Origin of the sequence: Secundilactobacillus paracollinoides (genome assembly GCF_001702155.1) — a bacterium.
In the GTDB taxonomy this organism is placed as follows: domain Bacteria; phylum Bacillota; class Bacilli; order Lactobacillales; family Lactobacillaceae; genus Secundilactobacillus; species Secundilactobacillus paracollinoides.
Genome location: NZ_CP014912.1, coordinates 1,013,037 through 1,030,717, shown reverse-complemented (window position 1 = coordinate 1,030,717; position 17,681 = coordinate 1,013,037). Strand labels below are relative to the sequence as shown.

The following is a 17,681-nucleotide window of genomic DNA, read 5'->3' as shown; positions in this document are numbered from 1 at the left end:
AACGCACCTGATTCAAGCTTCGTTTCACTAACGAGGTTTGAATCAGATGCGTTTTTTCATGAGGCTATTCGCCATAAGTTGGCTCGTCATTAAAGTCGTCCACGAGCTTGAAGGAAACGTTCTCGTTTTCCTTTAATAACTTAGCTACTGGACATTCGTTTAAGGCTTGGTCAATGATGGCCTGGGCCTCGGTGTCGGTGTGTTCAGGCATGCGAATCTGGGCCTCAACAATGAACTTGTAGCCGATATCATCTTTTTCAATATCGACCCGGGTCCGCAATTGTGAATCTGCTGCGGTGTGTTCCCGATTTTCAACGATGCGAATAGTGGCGTTAAAACAAGTTGATAACGCAAAGGCGATGAACTGTTCCGGATTAGTCCCCGGTGCGTCGATCAGTGAACTCGATACACCAAGTGCTAACGCTTCGTCACCTTCAACAAAACTCGTGCCAGTTAAGCCGTTATGGTTCTGAACATACGTATGATACAGTGATTTTTCAGTCATGATGATGCCTCCTACTCCTTTAATTACGCACAGTGTAGCAGGCTCAGCCGAAAAAGTCTGGAATGGACACTTGGTTTTAGTAAGTGTCGAACAGGTGGCTAGGAATGTGACGGTATTGGGTAAATCTGAGAGGTTTTCACCGTCAATTTAATGCCCCATTTTCGCTATTCTACGTCATTTAACCCTAAATGACGTAGAATAGCGAAAATGGGAGATGATACCGTTAGCTAAAAGGGTGGAAGATATGGATTGAGGATAGTGTTACTCGGTGTTTCATGTGAAACATTAATTGATCGGGATTAAAAAAAGAGGCAGAATTTAAAATTTTCTGCCTCTTTCAATATTAGTATTTAACTGCCGTTCATTAGATTTTGTAGAACCATGCCCCGTACTTAGCGTTAAATTTTGTATAATGGCCCTTAACGGATTGTCCATATTCATGTTCGCGTAGCTTATTACCCACTTTATGAATGACGTAATATACCTGCTTCGTTCCAGGTTCGGTATTATGTGCACCTTTGATGTAATAGTACTGACTACCTGATTTATGGTGGTAATAAACGTTGGTTACGCGGTAGGGATCGGTAATGTAGGCGTGCTCTTTAGTGTCATACATTTGGTCACAGTTATATTTAGTACTAGTGACATGGATGTATGTCCTAAGTGATTTAGATGTCTTAGTCCGCCAAGTACCCCTAATTGCAGTCGGCGTCCCCTTATGCCAAGTTGCAGCGTGTGCCGTGGTAGCCATGCTGCCCAGTCCAGCAAATAAGATAGCAAAACTGGCAAGCATCACTAGCAAATTTCGATGATGGTACATATGAAAATACCCCCTAAAAAATTGACTTTAGTAATTGTATGATTCGATTATCCTTCTAATGATGTTGAAATAGGATGGGTATTTATGATGTTTTCTATGATTAAGCACGTTTTAAGCGTAACATGACAGGCAGTTGTCATGTTACGCTTGTTATCCTGATTCTAGTAAGGAGTTCATATGAAAATCGATCGACTCATTGGTATATTGTCAGTGCTGTTGCAGGAGAAAAAAGTGACGGCACCCGAATTAGCTGAAAAGTTCGAAGTATCACGGCGAACGATCAATCGCGATGTGATGGCACTATCTCAAGCAGGTATTCCCCTTTACACAATGCAGGGTACGGGCGGTGGCATCGCAATTGCCGACGGGTATCGCATGGACCGCACGTTGTTAACGTCGCGTGATATGCAAGGAATTTTGTCTGGTCTGCGCAGCCTTGATAGCGTTAGTGGCAATCATTATTATCGGCAACTGATGGAAAAGATCCAGGCCGGTGCGTCGGATTTTGTGAGTGGTCGCGACTACATGCTGATTGATCTTTCTTCTTGGTATAAAAAACGATTGGCGCCTACAATTGAACGCATTCAATCGGCAATTGAGACGCACCATCAGCTGCAATTTCAGTACGTGTCTCAGTCCGGTTCCTCAGTTAACACCGTTGAGCCTTACTATCTGATATTCAAGTGGTCAAATTGGTACCTGTGGGCGTGGAATGAGACTCGCAGCGCTTTTCGATTGTACAAGCTGAACCGAATGGCCCAACTCGAACTGAGCCAACAACAATTTAATCCACGGCAAGTGAGCGTTCCGCAGATTTCAACGGATCAGTTTGCTACCAAGGTTTTTGTGAGGGCGCTTTTTCAGCCCGAGGTCAAGTGGCGACTGCTTGATGAATTTGGGGCTGACCAAATTACTGAGCAGTCGGATGGTCAATTGCTATTAACCGGTGAGTATAGTGACTTGGACAGCTTGGTGCGATGGTTGTTGACGTTTGGTGATCAGGTTAAAGTATTGGCACCTGATGAAGCAAAGCAACACCTTATCGAGACCGCCAAAGATCTGCTAAGCCGTTACGACTAACGACTGAGTTGGATTGATTTTTATCTGTACTTCTGATTTTAAAATCAGGAGGATAACGCGTTTTGAGAAAAAATGATTTGGGCCGGGCCCCCGTTTTACCATTAGTGCTCCGATTAGCCATTCCGACGATGCTCGCACAATTTGTGAATGTGCTATATAGCATTGTTGACCGGATGTTTATTGGGCACATTCCAGAGATCGGTAATGATGCGCTTGCTGGCGTGGGTGTCTGTGGCCCAATTATTGCAGTTTTATATGCTTTTTGCTATCTGATAGGTCAGGGTGGCACACCGCTTATGGCGATGGCGTTAGGCGCTAATGAACAGCGGCAGGCCGCAGCGGTGATGGCAAATTGTTTTCGACTATTGATTGGTCTGGGAATCGGGTTAACGGTCATCTTTTTACTGATTAGAAAACAACTACTGTGGTGGTTTGGGGCTAGTTCGGCCACCTATCCATATGCGGATCGGTTTTTAACGATCTATCTTTGTGGGACGCTATTTGCACTGCTATCTGGTGGGATGAACAGCTTTTTGATCGCGCAAGGGCGTTCTGGGCTAGGCGTTGGGACTGTTTTAACCGGCACGCTTTTAAATATTTTATTGGACCCGATACTTATCTTTAAACTACAGCTAGGCGTAGAAGGGGCGGCACTCGCAACTGTGATATCACAGGCCGTGTCGACGGTGTTTGCCCTTAGTTGTTTAAGACACATGAAGCTCACTGTCCAACTACGCTGGGGACGCTTTGATCCGACATTGTGTAAAAAGATCATGATGCTGGGCCTGGCACCATTTCTAACGTATGCGCTGGATAGTGGCTTACTGATTGTGCTGAATGCGACATTGCAACGAACTGGCGGCCCTGACGAGGGTGATCTGCTCATTTCGTGTGCGACCATTATTCAAAGTTACATGTTATTGATCACGTCGCCGCTGAGCGGGATCACAATGGGCAGCCAGGGCATCGTCAGTTTTAACTTGGGTGCCAAACACTATCAGCGCGTTAAATCGGCGTTGTGGTCGGTCTATTTTGTCTGCCTAGGATTTTGTAGCGTGATGTTTTTGGTGAGTTTCTTTGCCACACCTTACTTTGTCCATTTGTTTACTGCTGATGCGACACTCGTGCGGCATGCTGTACCGTATATCCGACTATATGCCGCGGGTGTTTTATGTATGGCTGCCCAGTGGACCGTGACAGACATGGGTATCGCAATGGAACAGATGCGGATGGCACTCATTTGTTCGTTGATTCGCAAGGGGTTATATTTGGTGGGTGTGTTAGTCTTACCGATTCTGTTTTATCCGGCAGCGGCCTTTGCAGCACAACCCATTTGTGACGTCGTTGCGTCGGTTATTTCAATCGGGGCATTTTTCCGAGTGATTCCGCCTTTACTTCAGCAAAAACGGGTAGGCGTGTAACGTCAAGGCTAAACTGCTAGCAATTGCTAATAATGGCGGGCATCTATGGGTTTATTTCGGACCTGAAATTCAGAGACACCAAGCCTCGACGTTCCCATTTAATTTACGGTGCGATATACTTATCTCAAAAAGGAGTATTAGTGCGATGAAAGTTAAACTTGACGCAGTTCTTGAAGCACTTACATTTGCCAGTGACGATGGCAGCTACTATTACAATACCAAAACGGGCGAAATTCAGTACGCCAGCTCAGAATTCGATGGCGACCTTGAATACGAGGAGCTTGACGAGAACCCCGATCAATACATTGAGCTTCCGGGACCATTTGATATTGATGATTACAGCATCATGCGTGATTTCATTAATAGTTTACCGGCTGGCGACCAACAGACCGATCTTGCAAACAGTATTCGCGGCCGAGGTGCTTTTCGAAGTTTTCGTGCCACACTTGACCGATTTGGCATCACAGATAAATGGTATACGTTTAAAGATGACGCTTACCGCCAAATTGCCATAGATTGGTGCAATGATAACCACATTGAATATGAAGAATAGGTTCTGCTCACAAATCCCCTTTAACTGGATTATAATTGCCAGTAAAAGGGGATTTTAAAAATGACGCTAAAATTAAACGATGTGGTGAATGCATTTGATGCCACGGATGATGTGACGACTTTTACAATAAGAAGACTGGTGAACTAAAAGAACGCATTGACTCAAGTGATGGGATGCTTTCCGATGATGACTTTGATGAGAATGGCGTAGATGAGATTTATAAGCATTTTGAAGACTACCTGGCGTTACCCGACCGCTTTGAGATTAATGATTATCATATTATGGAGATGTTCGTTGATAGTCTGCAACGGGTGACCAGAAAGATCAACTCGTGATAGCCATTCACGGTCGCGGTGCGTTTCGGTCCTTCAGAGAAACAATTGCGCGCTTTGGCCTCGAACAAAAATGGTATGACTATCGTTGGGATGCGTTGACGGAACAGGCAATCGACTGGCTTCGCTTTTACGACATTCCATACGACGAGTCGAAAGAATAGGACGTGAACACATGCCAAAAATAGTGATTCTAAACGGCGCCGTTGTCAATTACGATAACCAGATCAACCGGCAGATGTTACCAGGTGACATTGTGGTGTATGACACAACACCTGAGGATAAGATTCTGGACTGGGTTACTGGCGCAACGGTCGTGGTGACCAAAGAAATGCCGATGCCGGGCGATATTCTGCGCCAGTTTCCGACGAGCGTGAAGATGGTCTGTGAGGCTGGAACTGGCTATAACAACTACGATGCTGAGGCGTTGCAGGAAAAGGGCATCATGCTGACCAACATTCCGGCCTACAGTACGCAACGCGTCGCCCAGACGGCCATCATGTTGATGTTGAACCTCGCCAGCACGATGCAGGAACAGATCCGCATGCTGGCGACCGGCAACCATGATAATTTCGATAAACACTTGATGGTCAACCACGTGGAACTCAACGGGAAAACGCTCGGGGTGGTTGGCTTCGGCCATATTGGTCAGGCGATTATTAAAGTGGCGCAGGCCATGCAGATGAAGATCTTGGTGGCAACGCGGACGCCTCGTGATGATCGGGACGGCATCCACTTTACAACGCAAGCTGAGTTATTTGCGACGAGTGATGTCGTTTCACTGAACTTGCCGCTAACTGAGGCGACCCATCATATGGTGAACGAACGGTTACTTAAGACAATGAAGCCGACTGCGTTCCTCATCAACACCGCTCGTGGCGGATTGATCGACCAGGATGTGCTGATCACCGCGCTGCAGCAACACGAAATTGCTGGTGCTGGGCTAGATGTCCAGGAGGTTGAACCGTTGCCGGATGACAGCCCGCTATTTCAGCTGCCAAACGTGATCGTGACACCGCACATTGGCTGGCGCGGGCTGGAGACACGGCAACGATTGCTGCAGATCATCAACGATAACGTGACGGCATTTCTTGATGGCAAACCAATCAACCGGGTGATTTAAATGATCGATGTCCACTGTCATGCTGAACATAACGCTGCGTTTATCAGGTTTCAACACGCACACCACATTCATTCGATCCTGAACTGCGATAGCCCTGAAGAATTTGCGTTTAATCAGCAATATGCTGGAGACGGACAACGGTTGAGCTGCGGCATTCATCCTTGGCATGCGGATCAATCGATAACGGATGAGGCGCTCTACCAGTTTTTATCGTCAGCACCAGTGATTGGCGAAATCGGGTTGGATCGGGTATGGACAACGGTGCCGTTGGGGGTTCAGCGACCGGTATTTTTGAAGCAGCTGTCGCTAGCACAGAGCATGCATAAACCAGTGATTATTCATACCAAGGGATGTGAGGCTGAGGTGCTGAAAATTATCCAGCAGTACCCAGATTTGCATATCTTGGTGCACTGGTATTCGTCACCGGATTATCAAGAGGCCTATCTGGCACTACCGAATGTCTATTTTTCAATTGGCCCGGACTTCGACACTGATCCCGCGGTGATGGCCCTTGCGCTGAAAGTGCCGGTTGACCGTCTTTTTGTGGAATCGGATGGCATCGCAAGTATTGCGTGGGCAAGGCATCAAGAAACAGTCAGTCTGAATGACTATGAAACACTACTACGAGAGAGTTATCGCCAGTTAGCCGTTAGCCACGGGATGACGATGACTTCGATTGAAACACAAATTGGGATGAATTTGACTGAATTTTTAAATCGTGACTAACAACAGTGCGTGACTAACAACAGTGCCTTGATAAGTCGAGGCGCTTTTTTATGTCCACTAAAGTGTCGCAGAATTGCCTGTGCTAGGGGAAAGTTGCGATTGCATGTCCGTTTCAACCAAGTAATAATGAGTGAAGAAATCACTTGGAGGAGAACCATGGGGAAACGATATCGACACTACAATCAGTTCATGAATCAAATCGGGCAGCCAACAAGAGACCTGATGATCTTTAATTTAAGTACAGCCGGCGCATTTGTCCTAACCTGGTTTGCTGGTTTTTGGGCACTTAAACAAACCCAAGCGTACATGCAGGGGGATGCTGCAGGCTGGTTCTTGATCTTTGGCGGGTTCATTTTCTTTATTCCGGTTCTGACGATGCCGTTGATCAGTTGGGGCCTTGGCGTCACGACCCTGGTCATGACGATTCACCAGAATAGTCAGTTGCATCATCCGATTACGCTGATTTTGCAGTGGCTGGCGTTTGGCTTTGTTTTTGTGAGCGGCTTTTTACTATTAACAACTGGTATCTGGGTGCTTTGGTTAAACGTGATCGTCTATTGTGTCTGTGCGGTAGGCATTGTTTTTGAAACGTGGCGTGACCAGCATAAAACTAAGCCTGGCAACTAGTGGTAAACCTGTAACAGCAGCATTTTCATTAGGCCGCCGATATTAAAAATAAACCGTTTGCTTATAAGATTACCCAATTATTACCCGTTGTGTAGTAGACGATTTACTAACCAGATGATTGATTTTGCCACATTTTAGTGAAGAATTGTCGCAAAATGCTACAATGAAGGCAGATAGGATGTTAGGCAATTCTATCAAATGAAATTTATTTGGAGGCTTTATTATGGGGAAAGAAACAATGACGCCGATCAAGCACAAGAAACAACTTGTGCTCGGGCTGGCAGCCATTACTTTTGGGTTTGTCTTCAGCGGTATCGGGGGATCCGCAAAAGCAGATCAATCAACGCAGGCAAATTTCGTGAATTCAGGGTCAACTTTTACTGACACGGCAAACAATTTACAGTGGACGAGTCATTTGGCAGATGCCACGAATTCGAGTGACGTTAGTTTAAATGGTGGTTATGATTATCAGAACCGGTCGGCAGTGAATGTTAAAAATGGTCCGACTAACCTCATGTATGACTTGAGCATTAAGAACACTGCTTCGGTGGCTGTATCCGGTGTGTTCCAGCTGGATATGAACGAAGCCGATGATAGCAATGGCTATAAAGGGGCTATCGTTCGCTATGGGTCAGCTGATCATACAAAGGGGTTTGATGGCATCAGCAACTATGTCACGTCTTCTACTGGCATCTCAGACTTAACACAAACATTTGGGTTACCGTCGGATTCACTTACCGACTACCCAACGGTTGGTTACGCGCGGACATTAGATTCTCTGACGGCTGCAGATAAAGAAGATGTTGCCAGAACGCAATTGAAATTCACCGCTCAACCAGGCGCAACATTGGATATCTCGTTCCCAGTGAACGCGACGGCTGGCGCTAACTTGATTCAGGCCGATGAAGTCGCTACAGCACCAATCGAGGACTTTACCACTATTATCGGTTCTATGACGAATAATCAAGCTGGCACGTCAACGCCAATGGCTAATGATAATAGTTTTAACCATGATTTATCCTTAGCAGCATACAACATCACAGCCATCACCACTAAGCAAAATAATGCAACGGTGCAAGTTGGCGACACCATCAACGCCGCAACCTTTGGGGCTGATCCAACTGATGCTAAGATCGGAACTGTGACGGATGCGAATGGCAACACGGTCACGAACCCAACTGCTCAAGCAGGGACTTACAAGGTTCAATTGACACGTGCGGGTTATCTGCCAACGACCGTTACGTTGACGGTTAATAACGCACCAGCAAACAACGGTGGCGGCTCATCAAGCACCACGACTGGTACGAGTACCTCAACTGGGACAACGACGGGCACATCTGATGTGACAACGTCGACTTCTCCAGATACAGTTGTGAGCGGCCAGACCGTTGCCAACAAGGGCCGTGCCATTTATGCCATGAAGGGTCTTTACATGTACAAGAAGGCAACCTTTACAACTTCAGGTCGTGAATACCATTACGCAAAACAAGTTCGGACAAAGCGCCCAATGTTCATTGTTGATGGGTATGCGAAGTCTTCAAACGGGACACTGCGTTACCGGGTCCACGACTACTATAAGAAGAGTCGTAAGGGTTACATCACCGCAAACAGCAGTTACACAAGATTGGCTTACTACTTCAGTATTCCGAAGTCTAAGGCTGTCAGCGTGATCACTGCTGGTGGTGTGAACAGTTACAAGAATAGTAGCCTCTCTGGTAAGACCGTTAAGCACTACAAGAAGGGGACAGTGCTGAAGGTGAAGAAGGTTGTGAAGTACAAGTTAGCATCACGCTTTGAATTGACGAACGGTCGTTATGTGAGCGGGAATAAGCGGTTTGTGATGTTTAAATGAGAGTGGAGCAAGGCGTTTAAGGGGCAGAATGTAAGGGACTCTGGCAGAAATGCCTGAACTTGGCATTTTTGCCAGAGTCCCTTACATGGCCGCCCCTTGCCTTGCGGAACTCGTTACGGCACGGTAGCCAAGAAGGCAACGCCAATCGTACACTAACCACACAAACTAAAAACGAGACTGAGAAATAATATCATTTCTCAGCCTCGTTTTTTAATCTCACAATAAATATTGACGCGATTATGTTTAAAATTGTGCCACATTTAACCCACATTTACCTGGGTTTGAAGCGATGCCATTACTCATATTGAGTTATACAATAAGCAACACATAATGGTAACTGTTGTGTAGCAGACGAATCAAGCCATTACTGCTTATTTTTGCTACAAAATTAGGAAAATATGTCGCAAAATGATACAATAAGGGTAATAAGGTTATAGGCAATCTTATTAAAAGATTATATTTTTGGAGGTATTACTATGGGGACCAACACAATGACGCGTCATCGATCCAAGCTGAAAACAGGGCTTGTGATTGGTTTGGCGGCCATTACATTTGGGTTTAGCTTAAATGGTATCGGGGGATCCGTTAAAGCTGACTCGACTGATGCAGCGACACAAGCAAATTTTGTGAATTCTGGGTCAAATGACAAGGATCCACAAACTGGCGGCTTAACTTGGAAAGGGTTCTTCGAGGATCCTACCGACACAAGTGACGTCAGTCTAGTAGGACAAAACGTGTTACAGGGGAATACGAAGAACCGTTCAGCCGTTAACGTCAATGGCGGCGAGAAGAACTTGACCTACGTTGTTCAAATCACGAACACGACGGATCAAACGTTATCAGGACGCTACTTTACGTCATTTTGCGACAAGGACATTACCGGGTATAACGGCGCTAAACTGCGGTATGGCTCAACGATCGGCAGTGTTCAATCGATCGACCACTATATGACAGCGAATGATGCTGTCTCAAACGTTTCAGCTCAATATGGGCTGACGACGGATGGCGGTATTGACTACGGTCATCAATTGTCTGACTTTTCAGCAGCAGATCAAGCTAACATCGTTCGGTTGCAACTTGATTTCACCATCAAGGCCGGCGCTACGGCAACGTTTAACTTGCCAGTTGTTGCGTCAAAGGGTGACAATTCGATCAAGGCTAACCAAGTGGCAACCGCACCTGACAGCGACTTTACGATCATCTTCGGTGCAATGTACAGTTACAAGGAAGGCACATTTACCGGTGTTCCAACAACAGGTGACATGAACCACAACCTGCTGTTGACGACTTACGACATCACGGCCATCACAACGACTAAGGATACCGCTACTGTTCAAAATGGTGATACGGTAAACGCCGCAACCTTTGGCGCCGACCCAACCGATGCTAAAATCGGTAAGGTAACGGATGCTAACGGCAACACGGTTACCAACCCAACGGCGCAACCAGGGACTTACACCGTTGAGTTGACTCGTGACGGCTACCTGCCTAAGACAGTTACTTTGACTGTTACCCAACGTCCTAGCGACAACAACGGTAACGGCGGGTCATCTACTGGGACCAACAATGGTTCCGGCAACTCATCAACTGGGTCTGATGTTGATACATCAACTTCTCCTAACACTGTGATCGATGGCCAAACGGTGGCTAAGAAGGGTCGCGCCATTTATGCGCTTAAGGGTCTGTACATGTACAACAAGACCACCTTTACTAAGTCTGCTCGGACTTACCACTATGCAAAACAGATTCGGACAAAGCGTCCAATCTTCATCGTTGACGGCTACACAAAGTCATCAAACGGTGCATTGCGTTACCGGGTTCACGATTACTACCACAAGAGTCGTAAGGGTTACATCACCGCAAAATCAGGTTACACGGCCTTGGCTTACTACTTCAGTGTGCCAAAGTCGAAAGCCGTTCGCGTGATTACTAGCACTGGTATCAACAGTTACGGCAACAGCAGTCTTTCTGGTAAGAAATTGACGCATTACAAGAAGGGTACTGTTTTGAAGGTCAAGAAGGTTGTGAAGTACAAGTTAGCTTCACGTTTCCAACTGACCAACGGCCGTTATATCAGCGGTAACAAGACTTACGTGATTATGAAATAGTGCCATTCCATCGGGGAGTGGATATGTAAGACTAATTTTATTGCATACGAACTGAGAAGCCTGGGGGCATTGCCTGGGCTTCTTTTTTTGGTGCGCCCGGCATGGGCGCCAACTAGACGGTGAAAGTCCGTTGCGGGCCGTAGTAGTCGGAACCGCAAGTCAATGACAAGGGTGTCCATCGTGAGGTGGAATCTGAAGGAAGTCGGCGACAAAGTACCGCATTGATGTACAAGAATCAGCTATAAGGCTGTGTTGGTCGGACGAGGTTGCCAAACAAACCAAAGTCCAATACTACTCGAGGCCATCGCAGTAAAGCTGGCAATGACATGGTACGAAAGTGGGCGTTCTTACCCGGGGAGGCCTGTATCGTACGTTCCCGACAAGAGGCGCGCTAAGCGCCACAGGAACAAACATCGCAGTGATGTGGTGCAGAACGATACAGGAGTCAGCCGAGGCCATAGTAGTGGTATCTGCCACGAAGGGCTGAACAATAATAGGTCATCATTGATATTGGAGGTGGAGACAGTGCAACAACCGCAGAATACAGAAAAAGCTGACCGCCGGCGGACAGTAGGACTGGAAGCCCAAGAACAAGTCGGGGTGCGTAGCACTGACTCTGGTGAAAATACGATGATGAACGGCACTAAGTTTCAAGAGTTAGTCTTAGACCGAAATAACCTGAACGAGGCTTATCTTCGCGTCTGCAGAAACAAAGGTGCAGCAGGACTAGACGGAATGACCGTTGACGAACTGTTGCCCTACTTGAGGAAACATAAACAGGAATTACTGCAAGCTTTACAAAACGAGACCTATCGGCCTCGTCCCGTTAAGCGGGTTGAAATTCCAAAACCTAATGGTGGTAAACGCAAGCTCGGAATACCAACTGTGATTGACCGACTTGTTCAACAAGCCATGGCGCAAGTCATGGTGCCAACATTTGAGCGTGTCTTCTCAGATAATAGTTTTGGGTTCCGACCGAATCGAAGTGCTAAAGATGCCATTGATAGAGTGGTTCAGTTCTACAATCAGGGCTATCACTATGTCGTGGATCTCGATTTAAAAGCATACTTCGATACGGTCAACCACGATCTGCTTATTAAATTTATTGAGCAGTATATTACGGATCCATGGATACTGCATCTCATTCGTCGCTTCCTAACCAGCGGTGTCATGAATGGTGGTCTATTTGAACGAAGTGATAAAGGCACCCCTCAAGGTGGCCCCTTATCGCCACTTTTGGCTAACATTTATCTCAACGAACTGGATAAGCTGTTAACTTCCAGAGGTCATAAGTTTGTCCGCTATGCGGACGATTGTAATATTTATGTCCGAAGCAAACGTGCTGGAGAACGGGTTCTGACTAATGTTACTCGCTTTCTTGAAGGCGACCTAAAGGTCACCGTCAATGAGGACAAGACATCAGTAAGTTCGCCTCTGCGGGCCAAGTTCCTGGGATTTTCCTTGGGGGTTGGTCGAGGAGGTGCGTATGCGCGACCTGCTTGGCAGGCCAAGCAACGCATCAAGTCTGCACTCAGGAAAATGACCAAGCGCAATCGGGGCGTTTCGTTAAACCTGGTGTTTAACGAGATTCATCAAAAGATGCGTGGGTGGTTACAGTACTATTCGGTCGGGAAAATGACCAATTTTATCCGTCACTTAGACGAATGGTTGCGAGCAAGGATTCGCCAGTATATTTGGAAACAGTGGAAGAAGCTCAAAACAAAGGTCAATCATCTTGTAAAACTGGGGCTTTCTGGCACCAGTGCTTATACAATGGCCAATACCCGTAAGGGTTATTGGCGAACTGCGCATAGCAAGACATTGACCTATACTCTGACAAACAAAAGACTGGAACGCCTTGGACTCATCAATATGAGCAAGACACTCCAGTCAATACAAAGTGCTTAAATTATTGAACCGCCGTATACGGAACCGTACGTACGGTGGTGTGAGAGGTCGGTAATTGAATTAATCAATTACCTCCTACTCGATTATTTTCACCTTTTAAGTACACAAAAAGAGCCCCAGCTCTGGTATAGTTAAATTGCTAAACAAAACCACATGAGAGAAGAGGACTCTATATTGAAAACTTTACAGGAAATGGCATTAAATTTCAACAAAAACATTTTAGTATCGCATACGGGTGGTCAATTATCTTCCGATGGCGGGCTAACATTGTGTGTAGAGCTGATGGCAAAATTCCAGTTCACCATCTTGGCCGACAAACTATTGAGGTTCAATGACCAGCGACGATATTGTCAACACAGTAATTCTAGTATCTTAAAACAGTTAATTCTTCAGATTATTGCTGGTTATAGCGCAGATTCTGCGGCAACTTCTTTAGAAAAAGAACCGCTTTTTAAATTATTATTGGATAAACCGTCTTTGGCTTCACAAGCAACAATATCACGTTTTTGGCAACGCTTTGATAAAGATAGTGTTAGCACATTACAGACTTTAAATGAGGCTTTGATCGACCGTGTTCGACTATTAACCAACCAGACAGCCACGATTATTGATATCGATTCGACTCACTCAGACACTTATGGCAAACAGGAAGCCACTAACTACAACGCACATTATGGTACTGAAGGATATCATCCATTACTGGCAACTGATCAAGATGGTAACTTATTGAAAGCTGTCTTGCGTCCTGGAAATGCCTACACCAGCAAAGATGTAAAAGCTTTTTTAACACCACTATTAAAGCATTATCAAACTCAGCTGCCCACGACTGACATTCTGGTTCGTGGTGATAGTGGCTTCGCCACGCCAGAAGTTTACGATGTCTGTGAAGCCAACGATGTGTTTTACATTATTCGACTCAAATGCAATCGAAAATTACAGAATCTAGCTGAAAAGTTCGTCAAGATCAGTGATCAAACCCAGTGGCAAGAGGAAGAGACTCATTACTACTCTGAAATCTATCAATCAGCATCGTGGCCTAAGCCACGGCAGATTTATATTAAATCAACTCGAGTAGCTGGTGAACTGATCTTTTCACATGAATTTATCGTCACTAATCTGACTAATTTAACGGCTGAAACTGCCTTCGAACTGTATCACAAACGCAGCCAAATGGAAAATTACATCAAAGAAGCTAAAACAGGTTTCTTTTTCGATAAGACTGATAGTTCAACGTTTAATGCCAATGCTGCCCGGATGATGGTTAGTGTACTGGCTTACAATATTGTCAACTTTTTAAAGCAGCTAGCACTGACAAAACATGATTCCGGCTTGTGCGTTAGCACATTGCGGATCCGTTTATTCAAAGTTGCGGCACGTGTTGTGCATACTGGCCGACGCATTCAGTTGCGGCTGAGCTCGTATCATGTTTACCATCGGCTGTTCTACCAAGCTCTACAGCGTATCCAGGCTATTGAATAACCGGCAAAATTAAAAAAATCTGTACAACCAAGGGACAAGTGTATCCAAAAGTTCAAAGCAATTCTGAGTTAGTTGAAAGATCTCACTAGCTAGAACTGATAAACATCGTATTTCAGCAAAAGATAAAGACATACCCGTCAGTTTTCGAAAAAATACGAAAACTGACGGGATTTTTATGAACTATGAATAATTCAGGGTTTTAAATAACTGTTTAATTTCCGGTAGGACCTGTGAGTTGCGAGAAACTAATTCTGTCGTTAACATCTGTTTGATCTCCTTATCTTTTCAACCACCCTACCATGCCTCGGGTGTGGAATGCGAGCTATCCGCCCACGTCTTAGGAAATCCTTTAGCAGTCCACCCACGCGAACATATTTTCGTTTCTTTTTCGCGAAGAGTTTAGTAAACTAGTGGGGTAGCGTTTTATCGTTCAAAATAATATCCATCACTTAACCAGATTTTGTTTGTAAAGAGGAAACCATTATGACTGATTATGCCATTTTATGTGAAAAAGCTAGTGCGGCGAAAAACTTTGCCAGCGCCCTGGGCGGCACCAGCGGCAGTTTTGCTGGCAAGTCATACACCATCGTCCACTCGCACGGTCACCTGTTAGAGCTGGTCGACCCAAAGGATCAGGTACCAGACGACAAAGTGACCCAGTATCGTTCCTGGAAGCTGGAACACTTGCCATGGAACGTCAACGATTTTAGTTGGGAAAAGAAGCCCATCGCAGCTGCACCCCGACGTGGCAGTCACCAAACGACGGCCCGCAAATCACTCACAGAACTTAAGACCGCAGTCAAAGGTTGCGATGCCATCGTTATCGCAACCGATGTTGACCCGTCTGGAGAAGGCGAGCTGTTAGCCTGGGAAATTATTAACGCGATCAAGTGGCAGGGACCCGTCAAGCGGTTGTACTTTGCCGATGAAGAAAAGCGGTCGGTTCAGACTGGTTTTCGTGAGATCAAGGACATTCCGAGTCAACAAGAAGACGGCGACTTTCTCAAGTCCGACGCCCGCAGCAAATGGGATTTCCTGTCGATGCAGCTGACCCGAATCGCCACAACTGTGTCTAAACAGGCTGGCTATCCCGTCATGGTCGTGCGTGAAGGTCGGCTAAAATCACTGATCGTCCGCCACGTCTATGAACAACTGGAAGCCCTGCGCAATTACAAACGTAAGCCGTTCTATGAGGTCAAATTCAAGGACCCGCAGGACCACGTTTTCGCACGGAAATTTAAGGATGATGAGGCTGCTGCTAAATTCCGTTTTGCATCGAAGACTGCTGGCGAAAAGGACGCAGCCGCCTATCATCCAAGTGCGGTAGCCAATATTAAAACAACACGCCGGCACTCGGGACCACCAAAACTGTTGGACCTTTCTAACCTCGCGTCAATTTTGGCGCCTAAGGGCTACAACGCTAAGGAAGTTTTGGGCACGTATCAAAAAATGTACGAAGCAAAGATCGTCAGCTACCCACGGACGGATGATTCCAAGATTTCGCTGGAACAGTTTAAGCAGCTCTATCCACTGGTACCGTCAATCGCCAAGGTGGTTGATGTGGACCAGAAACTTTTGACGCACACAGCACCTCGATTTACGCACGTCACTAAGGGCAGCGTGGACCATGGGGCCAACCGTCCTGGGAATAAGGTGCCAGCATCGCTGGGTGCCCTTTCTCGCTTCGGTAAATCGGGTCCGGCCATCTACGAAGTTGTGGCAAAGAACTTTCTGGCTATGTTTGGTGAGGATTACGTGTTTGACCACACCACTGCCGAGTTAGCGGACTACCCAGACTTTAAGACGGCCTTTAACGTGCCCGTTGCACTGAACTATAAACTTATTTTTGACAGCGCGCGTCAGATCAAAGATGATGACAGCACGGAAGGCAATCAATCAAGCGTTGTCGGTCCAACCGCCGACCCGTTTGTCTTTGAAGGGGCTAACCCGAAGCCGGTTAAGCCAACCATGAAGTGGCTCATGAACTACCTGCAAAAACACAACATCGGGACTGGGGCAACGCGAGTATCCACGGTCTCGCAGATCACAGCTGGCCGAACCGCCCTGCTGCACGAACGCCGCGGAACATTTTCCATGACGAACACCGGAATCGTCTCAGCTGTTCTGACTGAAGGGACCATTATCAGTAGTACAAATGCCACGAAACGGTTATTTGACCTCATGGACCAGGTTGGCAAATTTGAGCTGCCACCTGACCAGCTTCTAACAACCGCTACGCAGACAGTCACCCACGACATGCCGATCATGGTCGAAAATGCTGGCAAACTGCACGACCGTTTGGGCGATCCAGAAAAGTTAGTCAAGAAGTATCCACAAAAACCAAAGTCGTCTGGCACCACCAGCGCTGGCAAAGAAGTCAAATTCAACCAGGTCTGGGGCGGCCACCACTTCACGGATAGCGAAGTGGCTGATTTGCTGGCCGGTAAGGATATTTCGTTTAGCATTAAAACCAAACGCGGCAAGGACATGGACGTGCACGGGACGCTGGCACAGCAGACCTATCGTGGCCACAAGTTCTGGGGCTTTAAGGCCGCTGATGATGTGTTTACGAAGACTAAGAAAAAAAGCATTAAAAACAAATCCAAATAATAGGGAAATTAAAAGACGTCACATTTAAATATGACGTTATAAAAGCACCGACTTCTCACCCATTGAGAAGTCGGTGCTTTTATGCGTTGTCGTCCTTATCCAGATACACATCCGGAACTATCTGTTGTATGACTTTAGTCAGTAAAGTTCCCAGTTGTTTTTCTTCGTTTTTAGTTAAGCTCGTCAAGGCGAAAGAATTCGTGTCCATTTGGATCTTCTTTAGTTCTTTATAAGCCTCCGTGGCCTTTTCAGTAGGAAAGACATTACGGCGTCGTTTATCATCCAGATCAACACGCATGTCTGCCCATCCGTTAGCAACTAAAGTGTTAACTACTTTAGTGACAATACTTTGTTGCCGATAAATTCCGCTCATCAGATCCTTTTGTGCTATGCCAGGCTGCTCACATATAATCAAAACATAATAAAAATTACTTTCATTTAATGACCAACCCTTCAGCCGTGTGTTGAGGTACTCCCGAATTGCTCGGTTATACATCGAAATGAGTTTTTCCATCTGAAGTGTCATCGCGATGTCTC

At 46.1% G+C, this 17,681-nt stretch carries 16 protein-coding genes; 13 read left to right on the top strand and 3 right to left on the bottom strand.

Annotation, left to right across the window (positions count from 1 at the left end; translation table 11 throughout):
• Nucleotides 1-64: 64 nt before the first annotated feature.
• Entirely contained in the window at nt 65-505 is a 441-nt protein-coding gene (locus AYR61_RS04310) for an OsmC family protein (RefSeq protein WP_054711767.1), read from the bottom strand.
• A gap of 364 nt (nt 506-869) precedes the next feature.
• Nucleotides 870-1,325, bottom strand: coding sequence for a hypothetical protein (locus tag AYR61_RS04305; RefSeq protein ID WP_054712107.1), 456 nt, complete (start codon nt 1,323-1,325; stop codon nt 870-872).
• A gap of 177 nt (nt 1,326-1,502) precedes the next feature.
• Here AYR61_RS04305 and AYR61_RS04300 point away from each other — a divergent pair, with 177 nt between their 5' ends.
• The 13 genes from AYR61_RS04300 (at nt 1,503) to AYR61_RS04250 (ending at nt 17,144) form a co-directional block, all read left to right on the top strand.
• The gene (locus tag AYR61_RS04300) at nt 1,503-2,405 is read left to right on the top strand and encodes a helix-turn-helix transcriptional regulator (RefSeq protein ID WP_065901845.1); all 903 of its coding nucleotides are present in this window, start codon (nt 1,503-1,505) and stop codon (nt 2,403-2,405) included.
• 62 nt (nt 2,406-2,467) lie between these two features.
• Nucleotides 2,468-3,826: an MATE family efflux transporter gene (locus AYR61_RS04295; protein ID WP_065901842.1), complete on the top strand. Its 1,359-nt coding sequence runs from the start codon at nt 2,468-2,470 to the stop codon at nt 3,824-3,826.
• A 145-nt stretch (nt 3,827-3,971) separates the two neighbouring features.
• Nucleotides 3,972-4,379: a UPF0158 family protein gene (locus AYR61_RS04290; RefSeq protein ID WP_054712109.1), complete on the top strand. Its 408-nt coding sequence runs from the start codon at nt 3,972-3,974 to the stop codon at nt 4,377-4,379.
• 173 nt (nt 4,380-4,552) lie between these two features.
• The gene (locus tag AYR61_RS15125) at nt 4,553-4,714 is read left to right on the top strand and encodes a hypothetical protein (RefSeq protein WP_156319379.1); all 162 of its coding nucleotides are present in this window, start codon (nt 4,553-4,555) and stop codon (nt 4,712-4,714) included.
• Nucleotides 4,711-4,875, top strand: a complete 165-nt coding sequence (locus AYR61_RS14815) for a UPF0158 family protein (RefSeq protein ID WP_082409389.1) — start codon at nt 4,711-4,713, stop codon at nt 4,873-4,875. The genes AYR61_RS15125 and AYR61_RS14815 overlap by 4 nt, the downstream gene beginning before the upstream one ends.
• An 11-nt stretch (nt 4,876-4,886) precedes the next feature.
• Nucleotides 4,887-5,834: a 2-hydroxyacid dehydrogenase gene (locus AYR61_RS04285; protein ID WP_065901838.1), complete on the top strand. Its 948-nt coding sequence runs from the start codon at nt 4,887-4,889 to the stop codon at nt 5,832-5,834.
• Nucleotides 5,835-6,560 (top strand): TatD family hydrolase, encoded by a 726-nt coding sequence (locus tag AYR61_RS04280; protein WP_054712111.1) that lies wholly within the window; start codon nt 5,835-5,837, stop codon nt 6,558-6,560.
• 156 nt (nt 6,561-6,716) lie between these two features.
• Nucleotides 6,717-7,187 (top strand): hypothetical protein, encoded by a 471-nt coding sequence (locus AYR61_RS04275; protein ID WP_054712113.1) that lies wholly within the window; start codon nt 6,717-6,719, stop codon nt 7,185-7,187.
• Nucleotides 7,188-7,410: 223 nt separating this feature from the next.
• Nucleotides 7,411-9,039: a DUF5776 domain-containing protein gene (locus tag AYR61_RS04270; protein WP_065901835.1), complete on the top strand. Its 1,629-nt coding sequence runs from the start codon at nt 7,411-7,413 to the stop codon at nt 9,037-9,039.
• 476 nt (nt 9,040-9,515) lie between these two features.
• Complete coding sequence (locus AYR61_RS14810; RefSeq protein WP_083220028.1) at nt 9,516-11,147, top strand: DUF5776 domain-containing protein; 1,632 nt, start codon at nt 9,516-9,518, stop codon at nt 11,145-11,147.
• 525 nt (nt 11,148-11,672) lie between these two features.
• On the top strand, nt 11,673-13,055 hold the full coding sequence (gene ltrA, locus AYR61_RS04260) for a group II intron reverse transcriptase/maturase (RefSeq protein ID WP_065900954.1): 1,383 nt from the start codon (nt 11,673-11,675) through the stop codon (nt 13,053-13,055).
• 174 nt (nt 13,056-13,229) lie between these two features.
• Nucleotides 13,230-14,534, top strand: coding sequence for an IS1380 family transposase (locus AYR61_RS04255; protein ID WP_065900857.1), 1,305 nt, complete (start codon nt 13,230-13,232; stop codon nt 14,532-14,534).
• Between the two features lie 483 nt (nt 14,535-15,017).
• Nucleotides 15,018-17,144 carry a DNA topoisomerase gene (locus tag AYR61_RS04250; RefSeq protein ID WP_065901833.1) on the top strand — a complete coding sequence of 709 codons (2,127 nt, stop codon included), beginning with the start codon at nt 15,018-15,020 and terminating at the stop codon, nt 17,142-17,144.
• Between the two features lie 79 nt (nt 17,145-17,223).
• Here the strand turns inward: AYR61_RS04250 and AYR61_RS04245 are convergent, their stop codons facing one another.
• On the bottom strand, nt 17,224-17,670 hold the full coding sequence (locus AYR61_RS04245; protein ID WP_056986981.1) for a MarR family winged helix-turn-helix transcriptional regulator: 447 nt from the start codon (nt 17,668-17,670) through the stop codon (nt 17,224-17,226).
• Between the last annotated feature and the right edge of the window lie 11 nt (nt 17,671-17,681).